The following is a 20093-nucleotide window of genomic DNA, read 5'->3' as shown; positions in this document are numbered from 1 at the left end:
CCTTTCAAACGGTGGCGGCCATTGCGGCTGCCGCGGTGGCTTGCGCTGGGGCGTGCCCGGCACCGGCTTCCTCGGGCAGGGGCGGCGTGTCGCGGTCGAGAAAGCGCAGCAGGCGTGTGCGGCTGACCACACCCAGGAACCTGCCGGTCTCATCGATCACCGGCAGCGGATAGCGTGGCTCGGCGGCGCGGCCCACCACGTCGGCCACCAGTTCATCGCCGCGCACGACGATGGGCTCTGGAAGAAAGGCGTCCGAGAGCGGCTGCAACTCGGTGGTGCCATTGCGGGCGTTGCGCAGCGAATCGGTGGAGACGATGCCTTCGAAGTGGTAACCGCGCGAGACCACATAGCCGTAGTCGCGGTCCTGATCCTGCAGGATGCGCAGTGCCGCCCGCAGGCCGGTGCCCGGTTTGTGCATCTCCAGCACCGGTTGGGTGACGCGGGCGATGTCGGCCACCTTGAACACCACCGAGGCGTCGACGCCCTTGGTAAAGCTGCGCACGTAATCGTCGGCCGGGTTGCGCAGAATCTCTTCGGGCGTGCCCACCTGCACCACATGGCCGTCCTTCATGATGGCGATGCGGTTGCCGATGCGCATCGCTTCGTCCAGATCATGCGAGATGAAGACGATGGTGCGCTGCTTGACTTCCTGCAGGCGCAGCAATTCGGACTGCATGTCGGTGCGGATGATCGGATCGAGGGCCGAGAAGGCCTCGTCCATCAGCAGGATGGAGGGGTCCGCCGCCAGCGCCCGGGCCAGGCCGACGCGCTGCTGCATGCCGCCGGAGAGCTCGTCGGGGTAGCTTGCGCCCCAGGCACCCAGGCCGACCTGCTCGAGCGCGTCCTGCGCGGCCTGCTGGCGCGTGGCCTTGTCCACGCCGGCGAGTTCCAGGCCGAAAGCGGTGTTGTCCAGCACCGTCAGGTGCGGCATCAGCGCGAAGGATTGGAACACCATGCTGATGTCCTTGCGGCGCAGCGCGCGCAGCTTGGCGTCGCTGAGGTCGTTGATGTCCTGGCCATCGACCAGGATCTTGCCGCTGCTGGGCTCGATCAGGCGGTTGAGCATGCGCACCAGCGTGGATTTGCCCGAGCCCGAAAGGCCCATGATGACGAATATCTCACCGGCCTCGATGTGGAAGTTGGCGTCGTACACGCCGATCGAGTGCCCAGTCTTCTCCAGGATGGTCTGCTTGTCCAGGCCCTGCCGGGCCAACGCGAGCGCCTGCTCGGGTTTGTCTCCAAAGACCTTGAAGACATGTTCGATTTGAATACTTTTGGCCACCTTGCTGCAACTCCTTGACTCTCTAAAGAAGGATGCGCAAACGCACATCGGCGCCTCCATGCACGGCATGGGGCGAGGCGATGCCTGGCAACTGGTTCGGAACCGATCCACCGCCCCTTCGTGGGTGAGACCCATGAAAGTCCAGCGGGACCGCTCGGCCCGGCCTGGAGAGGTGGCGCCCGATGCGCCAACCCAGCCAGGCTGGACCGACAAGAACCAACGAAGAAAAAACGCTAAAAAAGCGAAAGCCTTCAGACAGCAGGCACTGGCGGATGAACTCCATCCAGGCGCCGACTGGCTGCCGAGTGAGCCGGAAAAGCATTCCGTCTCACGCAAACGTGCCAGTCGCACTGCGACTGGCCGTCGGGCATCGGGTCGAAAACACGACCATCCAGATGGTCGGCGGGCCTGTGTGGTGGATGCCTGCCAACCGTTGAACAACTTCATGCCTGCCAAGCCGTTGAGACCTCCAGCATGCATGAACGGATGATGATTGAAATTGCAGAAATTATTGCAAATTAACAACCATAACGCCGTAAATTATAACAAATGGCGAATTTGTGTGCAGAAAGTCCTTGTCAGCCGCTTTTGCCGACGGTTGTCGGACAGGTTCTGACAGGCGAACGGCGCTGCCACATTGGCTGCGGCAGATGTGAGATTGGAGATGCGACCGGCCCGGCCCGGGGCGGGTCGGTATGGTCAGCGGCGCCGCGCCAGGCGCCGTGAGTTGGCCACCGCCTTGCGGCGCACCGGGGCGAGGCCCTTGGTGGCCATCTCGAGCAGCGAGGCCTGCAACTGTCCGGTCAGCGCCAGCGGGGTGAGGGCTGCCGGGCTGGTCCAGGGCATGCAGGACCAGCGCAGCCATTGCTGCGAAAAGTTCTGGGCGGCACTCATGCCGTGTAGTCCCATGGCCGTCCAGGCCTGCCAGAAGGCGACCTGCTTTTCGACGATCATCTGGTTGAGTTCGACCGCGTCCGCGTCATGCGGATGGGCCATGGCATGCGCCATCTTGCCGAGCCGATAGGCCATGACCTGTGGTACGGCCTGGCCCAGATCGGCAGTCTGGGCGGTAAGGAGCCTGAGGTGGCGTCTGGAGCGTGCGTTCACGGTGGTTTCCGATCATGGCAAGACCTGCTTGCGCCCCGGACGGAAGCGCGGCAAGCCTGCAGCCATGAATTATGCGGTGGAGGCATTGCCCCTGCTCGCTGCAGGCAAGGCGGGGATGCCAGGCAGACCAAGCAAGTGCCGTGCCGGCCTACGCCGGCGACGCGGCCCATGAAAAGATCATGAACAGGTTCGGTTTTTACTGCTGTACCCAGGGCAGGCCGCGCCTGCGCCAGCCGCCGAGCGTGCCACGCTGGCCTTGCTCGTTCAGATCGCCCTCGAAGCCTTCGAGCACGTTGTAGGCCGTGTAGCCCAGTTCGGTGGCGCGCCGGGCCGCGGCGATCGAGCGCACGCCGCTGCGGCAGAGCATGAGCAGCTTCTTGTCTCTCGGCAACTGTTGCAACTGGCGGTCGAAGTCTTCGTTGGGCACCATGCCGGGCCATTGCTTCCAGGCGATGTCGGCGGCATCCGGAACCCGGCCGACCCAGGCGCGCTCGGCGTCGCTGCGCACGTCCACCAGGATCGCCGTGCCATCCTGCACCCATTGCCAGGCTTCTTGCGGAGGCAGGTCGCCAGCGTAGCCGTTTGCGGTTTCTGAAGTCATGGCCGCGAGTATCGCATTTCTCGCTCCGGATTTCTCTCGTCGCATCTGCTCGCCTGCTGCCGCAGGCGTTCAGGATGGCATGAGCCTGGGCGCGTCATCCTCGAAGGCACTGTCCCACTGCGTGGGGTAGAAGCTGTCGGGCGGCAGCTGGGAGAGGGTCTCGCCGTTCTCGGGAATCTGGCAGCCGGCGCGGATCGATTCGATCTCGCCATGCGCATCGTGGAACATGGTCACCACGTTGCCTTGTTGCAGTCGGTCGAACATGGTGCGCGAGACTTCGAAGGCACGCATGATGCGGCGCTCTTCGAGGCTTGGCGCCGGGGCGCTCGCCGGTCGTCGCAGGGCCAGGAACTTGTTGCATGCGGCCCAGATGCCCATGACGATGGCGCCGGCCGCCAGCGTGGCCAGGTACAGGACGGCGATGATCAGGATGCTGGTGGCGAAGTCCAGTCCGAAGTCCCGCCAGCCGGGCAGTTCCTGCAGCGAGCGCTTGCCCAGGTAGGCCAGGCAAAGGTAGATGAAGGCCAGCCACAGCAGCGCGGTGATGAAGAGCTCGACGAGGTGGCGCGGCGAGCCCTTGCGCGGCCGCAGGATGATGGACTGGGCCGGCTGGTGCGGCAGCACCGGGCACTGGCCATGGTGCCAGACCAGGGCAGGTGGCGTGGCGGTGCTGCGCCGGGCGGTGCTTGCGCGGGCAGCCGCTGCCGCACTCACCGGGTGCGGTTTTCCGGATGGATTTTCGGGTGCCATCCCAAGTGCCATCTTGTCAGCCATGTTGGATCCCCCGGTCTGGACTGATCCAGCGGGCGCGCCCGCGGCTTTTGCGAAGCATGACCTTGGGGTAGCTCACCAGGGTACTGAGGAAACTGATCAGCCAGAAGGCGGCCGGATACCAGATGATCCAGGGCAGCAGGCCCAGCAGGCCGCGCTCGTAGCGGCGCTCGATGAAGAGGCTCACGGTCATCTGCACCACGCAGGCCACCGCCAGGATGACGCCGCTGAAGGACGAGGGCGTCAGCCGCGTCGGGTCGATTTCGATGGGCAGCGGCACCAGCCACCCGATCAGGTACAGGCACAGCGCATAGAACAGGCAGAACGACCAGAGTGCCGAGAGAATGAATTCGCCCGCCAGGCCCCACATGTTGCGGTGCTGCCATTGCGCCAGTTCCGGCAGCTGCTTGACGAACACCTCGGCGCCGCCCTGGGCCCAGCGCAGCCGTTGCTTCCAGAGGCCGCGCAAGGTCTCGGGCATCAGGATCCAGCACAGCGCGCGCGGCTCGAAGAACGTGCTCCAGCCATTCATCTGGAGCTTCCAGCTGATGTCGATGTCCTCGGTGATCATGTCGCTGCTCCAGTAGCCGGCATGGTGCAGTGCGCTGCGGCGGAATGCCGCGATCACTCCAGAGACGGTGAAGAGGCGCCCATAGATGCGCTGGGTGCGCTTGATCAGCCCGATGATGGAAGAGAACTCGCCCACCTGGATGCGGCCCACCAGCGTGCTGCGGGTGCGAATGCGCGGGTTGCCGGTGACCGCGCCCACGCGCGCATTGCGCAACATCGGCTCGACCAGATAGGCGGCGCAATCGGCGCCCAGCATGGCGTCGCCGTCGATGCAGACCAGGTATTCGCTGCGCGCCGCCAGTGCGCCCATCTGCAGCGCAATCGCCTTGCCCTGGTTCTGCGCCAGATGGATGACGCGCAGCCTGGGGTTGGTGCTGGCGAGCTGGTTCAGGAGCGCGCCGGTGTCGTCGCTGGAGCCATCGTTGACGGCGATGACCTCGATGTTGCGATACCGTTGGGTGAGCGCCGCGCCAATGGTCTCGCGCACGTGCCGGGCTTCGTTGAAGCACGGCACGATGATGGAGATCAGTGGTGCGTCGGCGAGCCTGGGGGGCGGCACCTTCTCGCCCCACGGCCAGTGGCGCTCCCAGCGCCACCAGAACACCAGTCCGCCGGTCACCCAGATGCAGGACATCAGCAACGGGTAGTACAGGATGAAGTCGAGGACGGCGTCAAAGCCCAGCAGCCAGATGGCCAGCAACGGGCCGAACAGCATGAACAGCAGGATGGGAGTCGTGATGCGGCGGTTGTTCATGGCAGCGGAAACCAGTGATTGGAGAGGTGCCGGCGCATGCTGGCGGCGTCGGGGTGCTGGTGCTTGAAGTCGTCCGGGTAGTAGGCAAGGTGCCTGGCGCCCCGGAGATTCAGGCGGCGCAGCCAGTGCGCGATTTCCGCACTGGGGATGCGGCGCTGCCGGCCTTCCTGATCCGGCTGCAGCCAGTCCACCGCCTGCACCTCGAAGACGGTCTTGTCCAGCGCGCCCGGGATGCGGGCGACGGCATCGACGATGCCATCGAGCCAGGCGTCGATCTGCCGGCGCGGCACCTGCTCCATCAGCGGCATGACCATCGGCACCGTCCAGTCATAAGCGGCCAGCGCCTGCCGGAAGTTCTGCGCAAGCCAGCGCTCGCTCCCGGGCTCGGTGATGGTGCCGGCAAAGACGTTGCGTGCGCTGCGCACATGCGCGCCCCGCACGCCGCGTACGGCGTCCACCAGCTCCAGCGTGAAATCGGTCAGCGCGCCGGTCTTGAAACGCATCCAGCGCTGCTGTTGTTCCGCGTCTTCGAGCGGCACCGGCAGCGCTCCCGTGAAGCCGGCGTCGCGGTAGGCCTGCAGTGCCGGTGCGCTCAGGTCCTCGTCCTCGGTCAGCATGGCATCGTCATGGAACAGCACGCCGCTGAAGGCCGCCTGCCAGCCGAGGTCTTCGTACAGGGTGCGAATGGCCTGCCGCGCCGCCGGGTCGAAGGGCGAAAGCCGGGAATACTGGCCGGGCGCTGGAGGCGCGGGTATCGATGGCGCGGCCTCATGGCTGCCTCCATCGAACGGTTCGACGGCAGCGGCGTGCCCGACCCTGGCCAGCCCCGGCTCGAGGTCAAAGGCGAGCACCGGCATCCAGGCGTAGACGCGGGCCTGACTGCGGGTGCGCAGTTGCCAGGCGACGCGGTTGAAGAGGTCGGCGCGCATGGGCAGCACCCGGTTGGGGAAGTACACGGCGCGCACCAGTCCGTCGCCCTGCGGGTCCGCGAACGCCTGCAGGAACACGGTGTTGAGACGCATGTCGTGGATGCGCTGCACCAGCGCGTCGATGTTGCGCTCCTGTTGTTCGGGGTCGCTGTCGTAGACGTAGTCGAGATCGACATGCGCGGCGCGCAGCGGCTCGGCGTCCTGGATGCCGGTGATGAAGTCGGCGAACTGGCTGAGGCGCAGGTCTGCGCTGATCAGAAAGCGCGGGATGTTGTCCAGGTCGGCGGCGTTGGCCAAGCCCGGCTCCAGGCTGAAGGACAGTTGGTAGCCATGCTGGCGCGCGATCTGCCAACTGCGGCCATGCATGGCGCCATAGGGCCAGACCCAGGCGCGGGGCGGCTGGCCGGTGTGCCGAGCGATGCGGCCGGTGATGGCCTGAACATCCTGGCTGATGCGGGCCTCGAACTGAGCATGGCTTTCGTAGCGTCCGTCCTGCTGGTCATAGAACAGGCTGGCGGCAGCCGGCTGGGTATTGCCCTGCGGGTTGGCGATGTGGCCGAAGTGCAGGTTCTGCGTGTGCGCACCGATCTCCACCAGACCACTTCGGTGTACTTCGCGGACCTGTTCCCAGGTGGCAAAGCGTTCGCGGGGGGTGACGAGACCGCCGAAGTCGATGGGCTGGTCTGGCAGCGCATCGAGCCAACTGCCCACCGGTGCCCACAGCGCCGGCCACTGGTAGGCCCGCAGCAGCGGGAAGACCCGGGTGTAGAAGCTGCTGAAACCATCATCGAACGACAGCAGCACGGCTTTCTCGGGCAATGGTGAGCGGCCGGCGTGCGCGTCGAGGATTTGCTGCACGGACACGGGCTGGTAGCCATTCTCGCGCAGCCAGGCGAACTCGCCCACCAGCTTGCGTGTGGTCACCGCCAGGTAGCGCTGGTCGGCCTCGTCATCGTCGACGTCGTGGTAGGCCAGCACCAGGAAACTGCCGGAGGGCCAGGGCTGGCTGCGCAGCGGCACGGGCCGTTGCTCCGGGGTCGTGAAGACTGGCTGGGCCGCCTGCAGGGCCTGAGGCGCCAGTGCTGCGGCCAGCAGCACCCATGCGCCCAGCAGCGGCAGCAAGAGCCTCCGAGGCGATCTGTGTGGCAATGATGCGGTGCGAGGGGCACGCCGGAGCCACACCAGCAGGCGGTGGCTTCGCATCCCGGGCATGGGCGAGAAGAAGGGGAGCAGACTGGGCATGGCTCAGAACCGGTGGGTGAGATCGATGGTGAAGAACAGGTCGCGCTCGCGCCTGCCGTCATAAGGGCGCCACTGCAGCCCGGTCTGGAAGCCGATTTCCGTGGCTTCGTCGAATGCCAGGCGCTGTCCGTAGCGCAACTGCTCGATGGCTCCGCTGCCATGGCCGCGCTGCCAGTAGCGCCCCAGTGCGGCATGCAGCTCCTGGCTCCAGGCCCGTTCGTAGCGGCGATGCAGGATGTGACGCGCAGTCAGGCCCGGCAGGATGCTGTGGTCGCGGCTGGGCGCGAAGTAGGGGCCGCCGGGCTGCGAGTTGCGGCTTTGTGCCAGCATCAGCTCGGCATCGAGTTGCCAGTGCGCGCCCGTGAGCACGCGCTGCTGGCCGGCCAGCTGCAGCTCGGTGCGGCGATTGCCGTCGTCGAAACGCAGCGTGCCCAGCCCGAGCTGCCAGCGGCTGCTTTCATGGGCCCGCCATTGCAGTTGCACTTGCCCTTCGTCGGCACTGATGCCGCTGCGCAGCGCACGCAGCGGGGTGTTCACGCTGTTGCGGCCCCAACTGGCCAGGGCCTGCCAATGGTCGCCCCATTGCTGCCGCAGCATCAGACGCAGACCTGCGTGGCCGTGTCCGGCCGCGCGCAGCGAGGACAATTCGGCCTCGGCATGGGTGTCGCGGTGGCGCCATTCGAGGCCGGCGCGCCAATGGGTGTAATGCCCCTTGCCTTCGGGGTAGCTGCCGCTGCCATGCGCGGTGCCGGCGAACAGGCGCCAGTCCTGCTGCACGGGGGCGCTGTAGACGAGCAGCGAATAGTCGATGGCGCCTTGGCCGATGGCTGTTGCGCCGTTGGAGTCGCTCCAGCCGGCCTCGATGCGCAGCTCCGGCTGACGCGTTGTCTGCCAGCTGCGCATGGCGCGCCGTGCCCAGTCCTCCTCCGGAAAGCGCTGATACAGGTTGGTGACCAGGGCCTCGGCGGTGCGCCAGTCCTGCAAATCCGTGGCCACGCCGGCCTGTGCCCGCAGCAGCTCGGGGTGAAGCGGATTGTCGTTCGCTTGGGCGATGCGCAACTCGTCGGCGGCGCGGCGCGGCCACCCGCGGCTGCGGTACGCGTTGGCAAGCGCGATGCGGGTGTTCTGGTCGCCCGCGCCCAACGCCAGCATGGCTTCGAGTCCGGCCTGGGCACTGGCCAGGCGGTCGGAGTAGTAATCGCCCAGAGCCTGGTCCCGGCGGGCTGCGGGCCAGTGGCCGTTGGGCTCGGCGGCGGTGCCGCCAGGCAGCCGGAACTGCGGCGGCGTCCGGGCCAGGGTCCGGTGCGCCAGGGCGCTGGCTTCATCGAGCGCCTCGGATTCGATCAGGGCATAGAACAACCCGGACTGCGCCGACTCGACGATTTCCGGGGCCTGGCCGGGCCGCGCCAGCAGCGCTGCAAAGACGTCCCGTGCGCGTTCGGGCTGGCGCTGCTCCAGCAGTGCCGCGCCCACCCAGACGAGCGCGTAATCGGTGATCTGCGGCTCTTGCGCGCGCAGGGCTTCGTACTCCTGCAGCAGCTCCGGCAACTGACGGGCATTCCAATAGGCGCCAAGACGGTCCACTCGTGCGCGACGGATGTCGTGCGCGAGTTGCGCGTCCGATGACCGCGCATCCGCCATCTGGCGCTGCCATCCGGGCAGCAGCGCATCGTAGAGGGCGAGCGCCTTGTCGGCCAGGCCGAGGCGCTCGTGCTCGGCGCGCGTGGCAGTGAATGACAGACGCACCAGCTCGGCGGCCTGGTCGAGTTGCAGGCGGCGCTGTGTCGCGGCATCCAGCGGGGCCCCGGGCTTGCCATCCAACCTTTGCAGCGCCGGCAGAGGCAGGCCTGCGGCTTCCAGGCTCAGCAGGTGGTTGTCCTGAGCCGCCGCGTTCCGTGGCCATCGCCGCACGGCCTCGTCAGCGGTCCGCAAGGCCGCATACGGCTGATGCGTGGCACGTTGCAGATAACTTTTCGCCAGCAGGTGGTCGGCTTGCCGGTCCGGAAAACGGTGCCCGAACTGCGCCAGTTGCTGTTGAGCCGCACCCGTCTTTCCGGCGTCGGCGAGGGCGTGGATGGCGCCCAGCTGCCAGTCGGGCTGGTCGGGCTCGCGCTGCATCAGCGCCTGATAGAGCCGCGCCGAGGCATCCCATTGCCGCAGGTTGCGCAGGGCGCGCGCGACCGCCGCAAGCGCGTCGGCCGAGAGTGCTGCGCTGGCTCCGTGGCGTTGGTGGATGTCCAGCACGTCCTGGTCACGGCCGGCCCAACTGCTGATCAGCAGCCAGTCGTCGATCTGGCGGCTGGAAAGGGGGCCTTGCCGGGCGTCCTGCTCGAACGCGGCGAGCGCCGCCGCATATTCGCCCTGCCGGGCCTGCTGGATGCGCTGCTCGTAGCCGTCTGCTGGAGCGGCCTGCACAGCGCCTTGTCCGGCCAGGGCAAGCAGCATGCCGATGGCCATGGCCACACTGTTTGCTGCGCATGGGCGGGGCCGGCACGTGTGCTCGGGCCGCGCGCTTTCGCGAGAATGTCTCAATCGTTCCTCCTCATGGATGGAATGTAAATTTTTATGTATAAGTATTTGTTTTTATTATTTAATTTTCAATGGAATGAAAAGTATATGAAGTAATGTTCTGGAACTTCGGGTGCATTGGTGCGGTTTGACACTGATTGACCTTTGTGTTCCGGTGAAGCGACATCGGGGCCGTTGGCGGTCAGCTTCCGGGAGCGTGCAAGCGGATGGCTGCCGGTGCACAGGTGCGCCATGAGAGGATCGGACCGTGCGTGCTGTGGAGCGGCCGGGCGATGGCCTGCACGCAGGCGGGGGCCCGGCGCCGGGCGTGGGACCGCGCTGTCCCGCCGGCTTCATGCCGGGAGCGGATTGGCCGGAGCTGCCGGGCCGTGGTCTGGGAAGGGGAGTGCAGGTACCGTCCAGGCATGGCTGGAACGGCTGATCCGGGCCATTTCAGCGACGGCCGGACGTTGCGGATGTCATGGGCGGCGCGGCGCGGCTGGCCGCAGCCTGCTCAGTTCAGGCGACGGCCTGGCTGGCCCGGGGCGTGGTCCGGCCTGCGTGGGGCTGGCCGAAGATGCGGTCGAAACACCACGTGAAGACGAAGGTGTAGACCAGAAAGAAGAGCATCAGACCGAAGTCCATGATGAAGGCGTGCCAGAGGCTGACGCCGAACCACACGGCGAAGAGCGGCACCAGAAAGAAGATCAGCCCTCCCTCGAAGCCCAGCGCATGGACGATGCGGCGGCGCAGATTGCGGCCGCGCACCTGCTGGCGAGCCTCCCAGCGCTCGAACAAGGTGTTGAACACATAGTTCCACAGCACCGCGACGGCCGATGCGGCAACGGCTGCCGGCAGGGCGTGCCCCACGTCGTGGCGGCTCGCCAGGGCCAGGCCGAGGCTGGAGACAGCGATGGCGATGGCCTCATAGAGAGCGACGTAGACGATGCGGCGACGGATGCCTTGCAGCTTCATGGAGGGCGGACGTTAGAGGAGCAACCCGCCACTGTAGCCTGTTGCGGGCAACTTTGCCAGGGTGTCCTGGAACCTCGTGGCCTGGCATGGACGGTCGTGGACAAACCTCGCAGGAGGGCGCTATGCTTTGGCGCTTGCGCAACTCAGGAGCCCATTCATGCCCGCAAAAAAGGCGGATTCCGCCGCCGCTTCCAAGATCAGCACTGCGCCCACAGGCGACGCCAGCCAGCCCCGGGCCAGCGGCAAGACCTACCAGCATCCGCACGCATTGCCGTCCTATCTGGACGCGGACCACCTCGGCCCCTGGGGCATCTACCTCAAGCAGGTGGACAGGGTCACGCCCTACCTGGGGCATCTGGCGCGCTGGGTCGAAACCCTCAAGCGCCCCAAGCGCGCGCTGATCGTCGACATTCCGATCGAGTTGGACAGCGGCGAGGTGGCGCACTTCGAGGGCTACCGCGTGCAGCACAACCTCTCGCGCGGCCCGGGCAAGGGTGGCGTGCGGTTCCACCAGGACGTGACGCTCTCCGAGGTGATGGCCTTGTCGGCCTGGATGTCGGTCAAGAACGCCGCTGTCAATGTCCCCTATGGCGGCGCCAAGGGGGGCGTGCGCATCGATCCGCGCAAGTATTCGAAGAACGAGCTGGAGAAGGTGGCGCGCCGCTACACCAGCGAGATCGGCCTGATCATCGGTCCTACCAAGGACATTCCGGCGCCCGACGTCAACACCAATGAGCAGGTGATGGCCTGGATGATGGACACGTACTCGATGAATGTCGGCTCCACCGCCACCGGCGTGGTGACCGGCAAACCCATCGAGCTGGGTGGCTCGCTGGGCCGGCGCGAAGCCACGGGCCGTGGCGTTTTCACCGTCGGCGTCGAGGCGGCCAAGCTGATCGGCTTGCCGATCGATGGCACCCGGGTGGCGGTGCAGGGCTTCGGCAACGTGGGCGGCACGGCCGCCAAGCTGTTTGGCGAGGCTGGCGCCAAAGTGGTGGCGGTGCAGGACCACACCGGCAGCATCCATCGTGCCTCGGGGCTGGACGTCGAGGCCTTGCTGCGGCATGTGCAGGAGCATGGCGGCGTCGGCGGCTTTGCCGAGGCCGAGGTGATCGACAAGGATGCTTTCTGGGAAGTCGATTGCGACATCCTCATTCCGGCGGCGCTGGAGGGGCAGATCAACAAGGACAACGCCGGCAAGATCAAGGCCCGCATGGTGATCGAGGGCGCCAACGGACCGACCACGCCGACCGCCGACGACATCCTGCAGGACCGGGGTGTGCTGGTGCTGCCCGATGTGATCGCCAACGCCGGTGGTGTCACGGTCAGTTACTTCGAGTGGGTGCAGGATTTCTCCAGCTTCTTCTGGACCGAGGACGAAATCAACCAGCGCCTGGTCAAGATCATGAAGGAAGCCTTCCACAGCATCTGGCAGGTGGCGCAGCAGCACAAGGTGTCGCTGCGCACGGCCACCTTCATCGTGGCCTGCTCGCGCATCCTGCAGGCACGCGAGTTGCGCGGCCTGTACCCCTGATCTGCGCGCGTCCGATTCGTGGCGCTTTTTCTCCAGCGGTCTGTTCCTTCGCGGCACAGGCCGCTTTTGCTTTTCCCATGCTCTTGCTTGTTCTTTTTTCTGCAGTTCTTTCGTTCGGGGGCGATCTGGCGCTGGCCGCATCAACAGGTTCTTAATCCCACCGTATTTTTTGGGATTTGCGTCCGGCAGGCGGGTGGCAATGTAAATATTCGGTAAATTGCGCAGCTTGGCGAATGTGTTTGCCGCAATGCCGATAAGGTGGCATGCACCACCCATACGGACCGTGCCTGTCCCGAAGCCTTCCAGCCCCAGATCGCGAGCCCGCCGCCCATGCGCTCCCCACTCCTGAAGATTGTCCTGTTCCTCGCCCTGGTCCTGGCGATCGCTGCGGCCTGGTGGCTGCAACAGCCCGAAGGGCATGGCCTGCTCGCCAAGTTCACCGCAGGGGGCAGTGCGCCGCAGACCACAGGCGCTGCCGCGCCTTCCGGCGGGGCGCAGACAGGCAATGCCGGCGCCATGCCGCTCATCGAGGTGGCGCAGGCCCAGCAACGCCTGCTGCGTGACGAGGTGCAGGCGGTGGGCACGCTGGTTTCGCGCCAAAGCACCAGCCTGCGGCCCGAGAGCAGCGGGCGGGTGCAGGCCATTCATTTCCGGGACGGCCAGCGGGTGCGCAAGGGGCAACTGCTGCTGCAGCTCGACGACCGGCTCGAACGCGCCCAATTGCAGCAGGCCCAGGCCGAGCTGAACCTGGCGCGCGCCAACCATCAGCGCAACCGCGAACTGGTCGAGCAGGGCTTCATCAGCCAGCGCGCGCTCGACGAGAGTGCTGCCAACCTGCAGGTCAGCGAGGCCCGCCTGGCGCTGGCGCAGACCGCCGTGGAGCGCCTTCGCCTGCTGGCGCCATTCGATGCCATCGCCGGCATCGGCAATGTGCATGTGGGCGATTACCTCCGCGAGGGTGATGAACTCGTGAACCTGCAGGACATGGATGTGCTGTTCGTCGATTTCCGCCTGCCCGAGCGGCTGATGGGCGCCCTGCGCGAGGGGCAGACGACACGCCTGATGGTCGATGCGCTGCCCGGTGAATCGTTCGAGGCGCAGGTGATGGCGATCGATCCGCTGGTGGATGTGCAGGGGCGCTCGGTGGCCCTGCGCGCCAGCCTGCCCAACCCGCGGCATCGCCTGCGTCCGGGCATGTTTGCGCGCGTCGAACTGTTGCTGCAGGAACGCCCCGACGCCGTGGTGGTGCCCGAGCAGGCGGTGCTCGCCGATACCGGGGGGGCCGCGCTGATCCGTGTCACCCCGTGGGACGAGGCCTTGCAGGGGCGGGACCCGGCGGCCTTGCCCGCCGGGACGGCGTATCGCACCGAGCGCCTGCCTGTGCAACTGGGCTTGCGGCTGCCGGGCCTGGTGGAGGTGCGCGCCGGTGGCCTGGTGGCCGGCGATGTGGTGATGACGGCTGGTCAGCACCGTGTCAGCCGCTCGGGGCAACGGGTGCGGCTGCGCTGGCCGCAGGCCGGCGCGACCGAGCCGCTCGATGCGACCGGCATCGAGGGCGCGGCCGCCGAAGACGCCGGACTGGATGCGGCCATGCGGGCCGCGTCCGATGGCACCGGGCATTGAGCCGGACAGGAGGCCATCACATGCAGCTTTCCGAAATCTCGATCCGCCGGCCGGTTTTTGCCGCCGTTCTGTCGCTGCTGATCGTGCTGATCGGCCTGGTGAGCTTTCTGGGCCTGTCGGTGCGCGAATACCCGCAGATCGACGAGCCGGTGGTGACCGTGCGGGTGAACTATCCGGGGGCCTCGGCCGAGGTCATCGAGACCCAGGTGGCCAAGCCGCTGGAGGATTCGATCGCCGGCATCGACAGTGTCGATGTGCTGACCTCCATCAGCCGGGCCGAGCAGGCGCAGATCAGCGTGCGCTTCCTGCTGGAGAAGAATGCCGACACCGCTGCCGCCGAGGTGCGCGACCGCGTCTCGCGCGTGCGCGGGCGGCTGCCCGACGAGATCGACGAGCCGGTCATTGCCAAGGTCGAGGCCGATGCTTCCCCGGTGATGTGGCTGGCCTTCAGTTCCGAGCAGCGCAACCAGCTGGAAATCAACGACCTGATGGAGCGCATTGCCAAGCCGCGCCTGCAAACCGTGCCGGGCGTGGCCGATACGCCCATCTATGGCGAACGCCGCTACGCCATGCGCATCTGGCTGGAGCCGCAGCGCATGGCCGCCTATGACCTCACGGTCGAAGACGTGGAGGCCGCCATTCGCGGCAACAACCTGGAGCTGCCGGCCGGCCGCATCGAGTCGGCGCAGCGCGAATTCAACGTCGTCTCGCAGACCGATCTGGCCACCCAGGAGCAGTTTGCCGATATCGTGCTGCGCTCGGTCAACGGCCATCCGGTGCGGCTGCGGGACATCGCGCGCATCGAGGAAGGGCCGGCCAACCTGCGCAGCCGCGTGCGCTTCAATGGCATCGACGCGGTGTCGATGGGCATCGTGCGGCAGGCCACGGCCAATCCGCTGGAGGTGGCCGAGGGCATCCGCAACGAGCTGGAGACGCTGCGCACCGAACTGCCCGAGGATGTGCAGGTCGAGGTGGCCAACGACAACTCCGTTTTCATCGAGCGCTCGATCGAGAGCGTCTATGCCACCATCGTCGAAGCCGTGGTGCTGGTGGTGCTGGTGATCTTCGTGTTCCTGCGCACGGTGCGCGCGTCCATCATTCCCATCATCACCATCCCGGTCAGTTTGATCGGCGCCTTCGCGCTGATGGCGCTGGCCGGCTTCTCGGTCAACACGCTGACGCTGCTGGCGATGGTGCTGGCCATCGGCCTGGTGGTCGATGACGCCATCGTGATGCTGGAGAACATCTACCGCCACATCGAGGAAGGCGTGGCGCCGTTTGCCGCCGCCATCAAGGGCGCGCGCGAGATCGGCTTTGCCATCGTGGCGATGACGCTGACGCTGGTGGCCGTCTACGCGCCGCTGGCCTTCACGCCGGGGCGCACCGGCCGGCTGTTCGCCGAATTCGCGCTGGCGCTCGCGGGCGCGGTGCTGGTTTCGGGCTTCGTGGCGTTGACGCTCTCGCCAATGCTCTGCGCCGTGTTCCTGCGGCACAATCCGCGGCCAGGCCGCTTCGACCGCTTCATGGAGCGCGCGCTCAGCGGCCTCTCCGCGGCCTATGGGCGTTCGCTGCGCTGGCTGGTCACGGCCCGCGTGCGCGGCGCGGCCGGCGCATTGCTGCAGGGGCGCTCGCTGGTGGTGCTGGTGATGCTGGCCTGCGTGCTGCTGCTGGCCTGGCTGTACCCGCGCCTACCCTCGGAGCTGGCCCCGATGGAAGACCGCGGCACGCTGCAACTGCGCATGACCTCGCCCGACGGCGCCTCGCTCGATTACACCGATGCCTATGCACGCCAGGCCGAGGCGCTGGCGGCCCGCTACCCGGAGTTCGACCGGGTGTTCGCCAACATCGGCAACCCCTCGGTGGTCAATGGCAACGTGATCCTGCGCACGGTGGACTGGAGCGAGCGCAGCCGCAGCATCGATCAGCTCTCGCAACTGATCCGCCAGGATGTTCAGGAGCTGCCGGGCGTCTTCACGCTGCTGAACACGCCGCCGCCGCTGGGCGGGGGCTTCAATGCCCGGCCTTTGCAGTACGTCATCATGACCAGCGACAGCTACGAGAACCTGGACGCGGTGGTGCAGGAATTCATGGTGGCCATGGAGCAGCACCCGGCCATCGACAGCCCAGACGTGGACCTGCGCATGAGCACGCCCGAGCTGCGCATCATGGTCGATCGCGAGCGCGCCGCAGACCTGGGCGTCAATGCCGGCACCATCGCGCGCACGCTCGAGACCATGCTCGGCAGCCGCACCGTCACACGCTACAAGAAGGGCGCCGAGCAATACGACGTGATGGTGCAGCTGCAGGCCGGCGAACGCGCCACGCCCGAGAGCATCGACCACATCCATGTGCGCGCCGAGAGCGGCGCGATGGTGCCGCTCTCGGCGCTGGTGCAGGTGCGCGAGACCACCAGCCCGCGCGAGCTCAACCATTTCGGCCAGCGGCGCTCGGCCACGCTGACGGCGCGCATCACGCCCGGCCACACCCTCGGCGAGGCGCTGGACTTCATGGACCAGACCGCCGCGCGCATCCTGCCGGCCGGCTACGCCACCGACCTCAATGGCACCTCGCGCGAGTTCCGCAGTTCGCAGGGCGCGCTGACGATGGTGTTCATGCTGGCGCTGCTGTTCATCTACCTGGTGCTGGCCGCGCAGTTCGAGAGTTTCATCGATCCGCTGGTCATCATGGTCTCGGTGCCGCTGTCGATGGTGGGGGCCCTGCTGGCGCTGCGACTGACTGGCGGCTCGCTCAACGTGTACTCGCAGATCGGCCTCATCACCCTGGTGGGCCTGATCACCAAGCACGGCATTCTGATCGTCGAGTTCGCCAACCAGATGCGCCAGCAGGGCATGGACCGGGTCGATGCCGTGGTGCATGCGGCGACCCAGCGCCTGCGGCCGATCCTGATGACCACCGGCGCGATGGTGCTGGGCTCATTGCCGCTGGCGCTGGCCAGCGGTGCCGGTGCCGAAAGCCGCATGCAGATCGGCTGGGTCATCGTCGGCGGCCTGACGGTGGGCACCGTGCTGACCATTTACGTCGTGCCGACCGTGTACCTGCTGTTCGCGCGCCAGCGCGTGCCCGGCGCGCGCATGGACGTGGTTGATGACGAAGCAGCCCACACCACTGCTGTAGCGGGCGGGCCGGCTCACGCGGCCGCGCCTGGCGTCTGACAACCTGTTTCCGGGATTCCTCCTGGCTCCTGTTCACGATCTTTCCGTGGGCCACGTTGCCCCAACAGGTTCTTAGCCTGCCGGCTCATCCAGCAGGCACCAAGCCTGCCGGATCGAAACCCGCACGGCTTGTCCGGCGATCAGGTGTTGGGAGGCATAGCCCAGCAGGCGCTGCGGCGTGGCCAGTTGCAGCAGCACCTCGACCTCGAAGCGCTCGCCCTTGAACACGCAGTCCAGCACCTTGCCGGACAATGCCGCATCGGTTGGCGCTGCCGCCTCCGGCGCGGTCTGTGCATCCGGTGTGGCCGATGCGACCGGCGTGGCCGCCTGCAGCGACACATGCTCGGGACGCACCAGTATATGCTGCTGGGGCTTGAGCGAATCGGCATGCGCATGGCGCAGCGCCATGTGGATCACGGCCGGCTCCTGCAGCAGCCCGGAAGTGGCCGGCGGGCTGCTTCGCCGGTTGCCGGGTGCTTCGATGCGCAGCACGCTGCCCTGGCCGATGAAGCGCGCCAGCCAGGTGCTGCGCGGCGTCTGGTAGAGCTTTTGCGGGCTGGCGCGCTGCACCAGCTGGCCGGCATGCATCACGGCGATCTCGTCGGCCAGCGCCATGGCTTCGCCCTGGTCGTGCGTGACGTAGATGAAGGTGGCGCCGCTGTGGCGATGCAACTGGCGAAACGCGGCCTCCATGGTGCGGCGCAGGTGGCGGTCCAGGTTGGCCAGCGGCTCGTCCAGCAAAATCAGCTGCGGCTTGGCCGCAATGCAGCGCGCCAGCGCCACGCGCTGCTTCTGGCCGCCCGAGAGCTGCTGGGGCATGGCCTCGGACTTGTCGGCCAGTTCCACCTGTTCGAGCGCCTCGTTGACGGCGCGCCGGTAGTCCTCGCCGCGCATGCCGCGCAGCCGCAGCGCATAGCCGACGTTGTCGGCCACGCTCATGTGCGGCCACAGCGCATAGGACTGGAACACCATGCCCATGCCGCGCGCTTCGGGCGGTACGCTGGTGGTGGCATTGGCGAGCAGCCGGCCGTCGAGCTGGATGCTGCCGCCATCGGGCTGCTCGAAGCCAGCGATCATGCGCAGCGTGGTGGTCTTGCCGCAGCCGCTCGGTCCCAGCAAAGCCAGGAACTGGCCGCGTGCGACCTGCAGGTTCAGGTCGCGCACGACGGTGTGGTGCCCATAGCTGCGCCGCAGCTGCTGCAGCACCAGGTGCGGCCTGGCCGCCTGCGGGGAGGAGGCAGAGGAGGGGGAGAAGGGCGTCAATTGCGCCATGGAATGGCTCCGCGCGGCAGATGCCGGCCCAGATGTGCCAGCAGCAGCATGGCCAGCACGACGAACAGCACGATCAGCACCGAGATGGCCGAGGCCAGCACGCTTTCGCCGCTTTCGTTGAAGTTGAAGATCAGCACGCCGAGGGTCTCGTTGCCGGCGCTCCACAGCAGTGCGGACACCGTCAGTTCGTTGAGCGCGGTCAGGAACACCAGCAGCCCTGCCGCCCAGATGGCCGGTGCCAGCAGCGGCGCGAGGATGTGCTGCAGGCGTTGGCGCATGCCCGCACCGGCGAGCTGCGCGGCTTCTTCCATGGCCGGATCCAGCTCCTGCATGGCGCCCAGCACCGGCCGCAGCGCGACGATCCAGAAGCGCGCCAGATAGGCCAGCAGAATCAGCCACAGCGTGCCATAGAGGCCGACATTCCACCATGGCAGCGGCCGCGCGAAGGCCAGGATGCAGGCCACGGCCAGCACCACACCGGGGATTGCATAGGGCAGCTCCAAGAGGCCTTGCAGCCAGGTGCCCAGGCGGGCCTGCCGGCCCAGCAGGCCGTTGCGGCGCGTCAGCAGCCAGGCCAGTGGCAGCGACAGCAGCACCAGCAGCAGCGCCGCCGCCAGCGACAGCAGCAGGCTGTTGCCGCCTGCCCGCCAGGTGACGCCCTGGCGGCCCAGCATCTCGGCATAGGCCGCCCAGCTCAGGGACTCCGGTGTCAGCCGCACGCCCAGCGCCGGCACCAGCGAGGCGGCCAGCAGCGCCAGCAAGGGCGCGGCCAGCACGGCCAGCAGGATGATTGCGAGGAGTGCCTCCCAGCACCAGCGCCAGCCGCCCAGGCGCCATTGCAGCGGCTGGCCGATGTGGCCGAGCAGACGGTGGCTGCGGCGCTTTTGCAGGCCATGCTGCAGTGCCAGTCCCGCCAGCGCGACCAGGCCGGTGAGCATCGAGAGCGTGGCCACCTGCGGCAGCATGGCGCTGCCCAGGCCCGCCATCTTCTGGTAGATCAGCGTGGGCAGCACGTAGTAGCTGACCGGGATGCCCAGCAACGCCGGAATGCCGAAGTTGCCCAGCGCCGAGACGAAGGCCAGTGCCGCGCCCACGCCCAGGCCCCGCTGCGCCAGTGGCCACAGCACATCGCGCGCGGCGCGCCAGCGCGAGGCGCCGGCTTGCTGAGCGGCCTCGATCAGATCGGCCGGCACGCTCAGCAGGCTGGTGCGCACCGCCAGATAGACCAGCGCGGCATGTTGCACGCCCAGCAGCAGCATGATGCCGCCGGCCGAGTAGAGCGGCTGCGGGCTGCCCAGCGGCGGCGCCATGCCCAGCGCCTGCAGCAGCGCGCTCGAAGGCCCCGTCATCTGCAGCCAGGCCAGCGCCGTGACCTGTGGCGGAATCATCATCGGCAGCATCAGGCCGAACACCCACAGCGCCTTGGCGCGGATGTCGGTCAGCGTCACCAGCGTGGCGAACAGCCCGCCCAGCAGCATCGCCACCAGCATGCCGCCCGCGCTGGTGGCGATGCTGTGCCACAGCGCCAGCCAGGTCGCCCGTTGGCGCAGTACCTGCCAGGCGGCCGACTGGTCGCCTTCGGCCCAGTCGGCCACGGCCACGCCTGCGAGCCGCAGCATGGGCAGCAGGCAGATGAGGGCCGCCAGCACCAGCAGGCCCAGTGTCAGCCAGCGGTGCTGGCCCATCTGGCGTGGCGTGGCGGCCGAAGCAGGGCGGAAACCGGAGGAATGCGGCAAGGTACGGGCAGCAGAC

General features: G+C 67.3%; 13 protein-coding genes. 3 read left to right on the top strand and 10 right to left on the bottom strand.

All coding sequences use genetic code 11. From position 1 onward, the window contains the following. Nucleotides 1-4: 4 nt before the first annotated feature. From proV to EV687_RS05170, 8 genes are all read right to left on the bottom strand, one after another. Nucleotides 5-1282, bottom strand: a complete 1278-nt coding sequence (gene proV, locus EV687_RS05205) for a glycine betaine/L-proline ABC transporter ATP-binding protein ProV (RefSeq protein WP_122226756.1) — start codon at nt 1280-1282, stop codon at nt 5-7. 699 nt (nt 1283-1981) lie between these two features. Beyond that, on the bottom strand, nt 1982-2389 hold the full coding sequence (locus EV687_RS05200; protein ID WP_130466456.1) for a hypothetical protein: 408 nt from the start codon (nt 2387-2389) through the stop codon (nt 1982-1984). Nucleotides 2390-2585: 196 nt separating this feature from the next. After that, complete coding sequence (locus EV687_RS05195) at nt 2586-2990, bottom strand: rhodanese-like domain-containing protein (protein WP_122226754.1); 405 nt, start codon at nt 2988-2990, stop codon at nt 2586-2588. A 69-nt stretch (nt 2991-3059) separates the two neighbouring features. Continuing rightward, nucleotides 3060-3704 (bottom strand): poly-beta-1,6-N-acetyl-D-glucosamine biosynthesis protein PgaD, encoded by a 645-nt coding sequence (pgaD, locus tag EV687_RS05190; RefSeq protein ID WP_162846555.1) that lies wholly within the window; start codon nt 3702-3704, stop codon nt 3060-3062. 52 nt (nt 3705-3756) lie between these two features. Beyond that, a complete protein-coding gene (pgaC, locus tag EV687_RS05185; protein WP_122226752.1) occupies nt 3757-5085 on the bottom strand; it encodes a poly-beta-1,6-N-acetyl-D-glucosamine synthase in 1329 nt (442 codons plus the stop codon). After that, a complete protein-coding gene (gene pgaB, locus EV687_RS05180; protein ID WP_207226377.1) occupies nt 5082-7136 on the bottom strand; it encodes a poly-beta-1,6-N-acetyl-D-glucosamine N-deacetylase PgaB in 2055 nt (684 codons plus the stop codon). Before pgaB ends, pgaC begins: the two co-directional genes overlap by 4 nt. Before the next feature lie 123 nt (nt 7137-7259). Then, on the bottom strand, nt 7260-9701 hold the full coding sequence (pgaA, locus tag EV687_RS05175; protein WP_162846554.1) for a poly-beta-1,6 N-acetyl-D-glucosamine export porin PgaA: 2442 nt from the start codon (nt 9699-9701) through the stop codon (nt 7260-7262). A 582-nt stretch (nt 9702-10283) separates the two neighbouring features. Continuing rightward, complete coding sequence (locus tag EV687_RS05170; protein ID WP_122227233.1) at nt 10284-10733, bottom strand: PACE efflux transporter; 450 nt, start codon at nt 10731-10733, stop codon at nt 10284-10286. A gap of 163 nt (nt 10734-10896) precedes the next feature. On the opposite strand from EV687_RS05170, the gene EV687_RS05165 reads away from it, so the two are divergent. The 3 genes from EV687_RS05165 (at nt 10897) to EV687_RS05155 (ending at nt 17069) form a co-directional block, all read left to right on the top strand. Next, a complete protein-coding gene (locus tag EV687_RS05165) occupies nt 10897-12273 on the top strand; it encodes a Glu/Leu/Phe/Val family dehydrogenase (protein ID WP_122226750.1) in 1377 nt (458 codons plus the stop codon). Between the two features lie 330 nt (nt 12274-12603). Then, nucleotides 12604-13896, top strand: a complete 1293-nt coding sequence (locus EV687_RS05160; protein WP_122226749.1) for an efflux RND transporter periplasmic adaptor subunit — start codon at nt 12604-12606, stop codon at nt 13894-13896. Between the two features lie 20 nt (nt 13897-13916). Next, entirely contained in the window at nt 13917-17069 is a 3153-nt protein-coding gene (locus EV687_RS05155; RefSeq protein ID WP_122226748.1) for an efflux RND transporter permease subunit, read from the top strand. A gap of 72 nt (nt 17070-17141) precedes the next feature. Here EV687_RS05155 and EV687_RS05150 read toward each other — a convergent pair whose 3' ends face one another. After that, nucleotides 17142-18341 (bottom strand): ABC transporter ATP-binding protein, encoded by a 1200-nt coding sequence (locus EV687_RS05150; protein ID WP_122226747.1) that lies wholly within the window; start codon nt 18339-18341, stop codon nt 17142-17144. Further along, nucleotides 18329-20077: an ABC transporter permease gene (locus EV687_RS05145; RefSeq protein WP_242612471.1), complete on the bottom strand. Its 1749-nt coding sequence runs from the start codon at nt 20075-20077 to the stop codon at nt 18329-18331. The genes EV687_RS05150 and EV687_RS05145 overlap by 13 nt, the downstream gene beginning before the upstream one ends. Between the last annotated feature and the right edge of the window lie 16 nt (nt 20078-20093).

Origin of the sequence: Corticibacter populi (assembly GCF_004217315.1) — a bacterium.
Classification (GTDB): domain Bacteria; phylum Pseudomonadota; class Gammaproteobacteria; order Burkholderiales; family Burkholderiaceae_C; genus Lampropedia; species Lampropedia populi.
The sequence above is the reverse complement of the archived record's forward strand: the minus strand, read 5'-3'. Positions and strand labels throughout refer to the sequence as shown.

Coding starts and splice junctions, on each gene's coding strand:
- EV687_RS05165 (WP_122226750.1), top strand. CDS start 10,897: ATGCCCGCAAAAAAGGCGGATTCCGCCGCCGCTTCCAAGATCAGCACT.
- pgaA (WP_162846554.1), bottom strand. CDS start 9,701: ATGCTGCTTGCCCTGGCCGGACAAGGCGCTGTGCAGGCCGCTCCAGCA.
- EV687_RS05195 (WP_122226754.1), bottom strand. CDS start 2,990: ATGACTTCAGAAACCGCAAACGGCTACGCTGGCGACCTGCCTCCGCAA.
- EV687_RS05150 (WP_122226747.1), bottom strand. CDS start 18,341: ATGGCGCAATTGACGCCCTTCTCCCCCTCCTCTGCCTCCTCCCCGCAG.
- EV687_RS05155 (WP_122226748.1), top strand. CDS start 13,917: ATGCAGCTTTCCGAAATCTCGATCCGCCGGCCGGTTTTTGCCGCCGTT.
- EV687_RS05160 (WP_122226749.1), top strand. CDS start 12,604: ATGCGCTCCCCACTCCTGAAGATTGTCCTGTTCCTCGCCCTGGTCCTG.
- pgaC (WP_122226752.1), bottom strand. CDS start 5,085: ATGAACAACCGCCGCATCACGACTCCCATCCTGCTGTTCATGCTGTTC.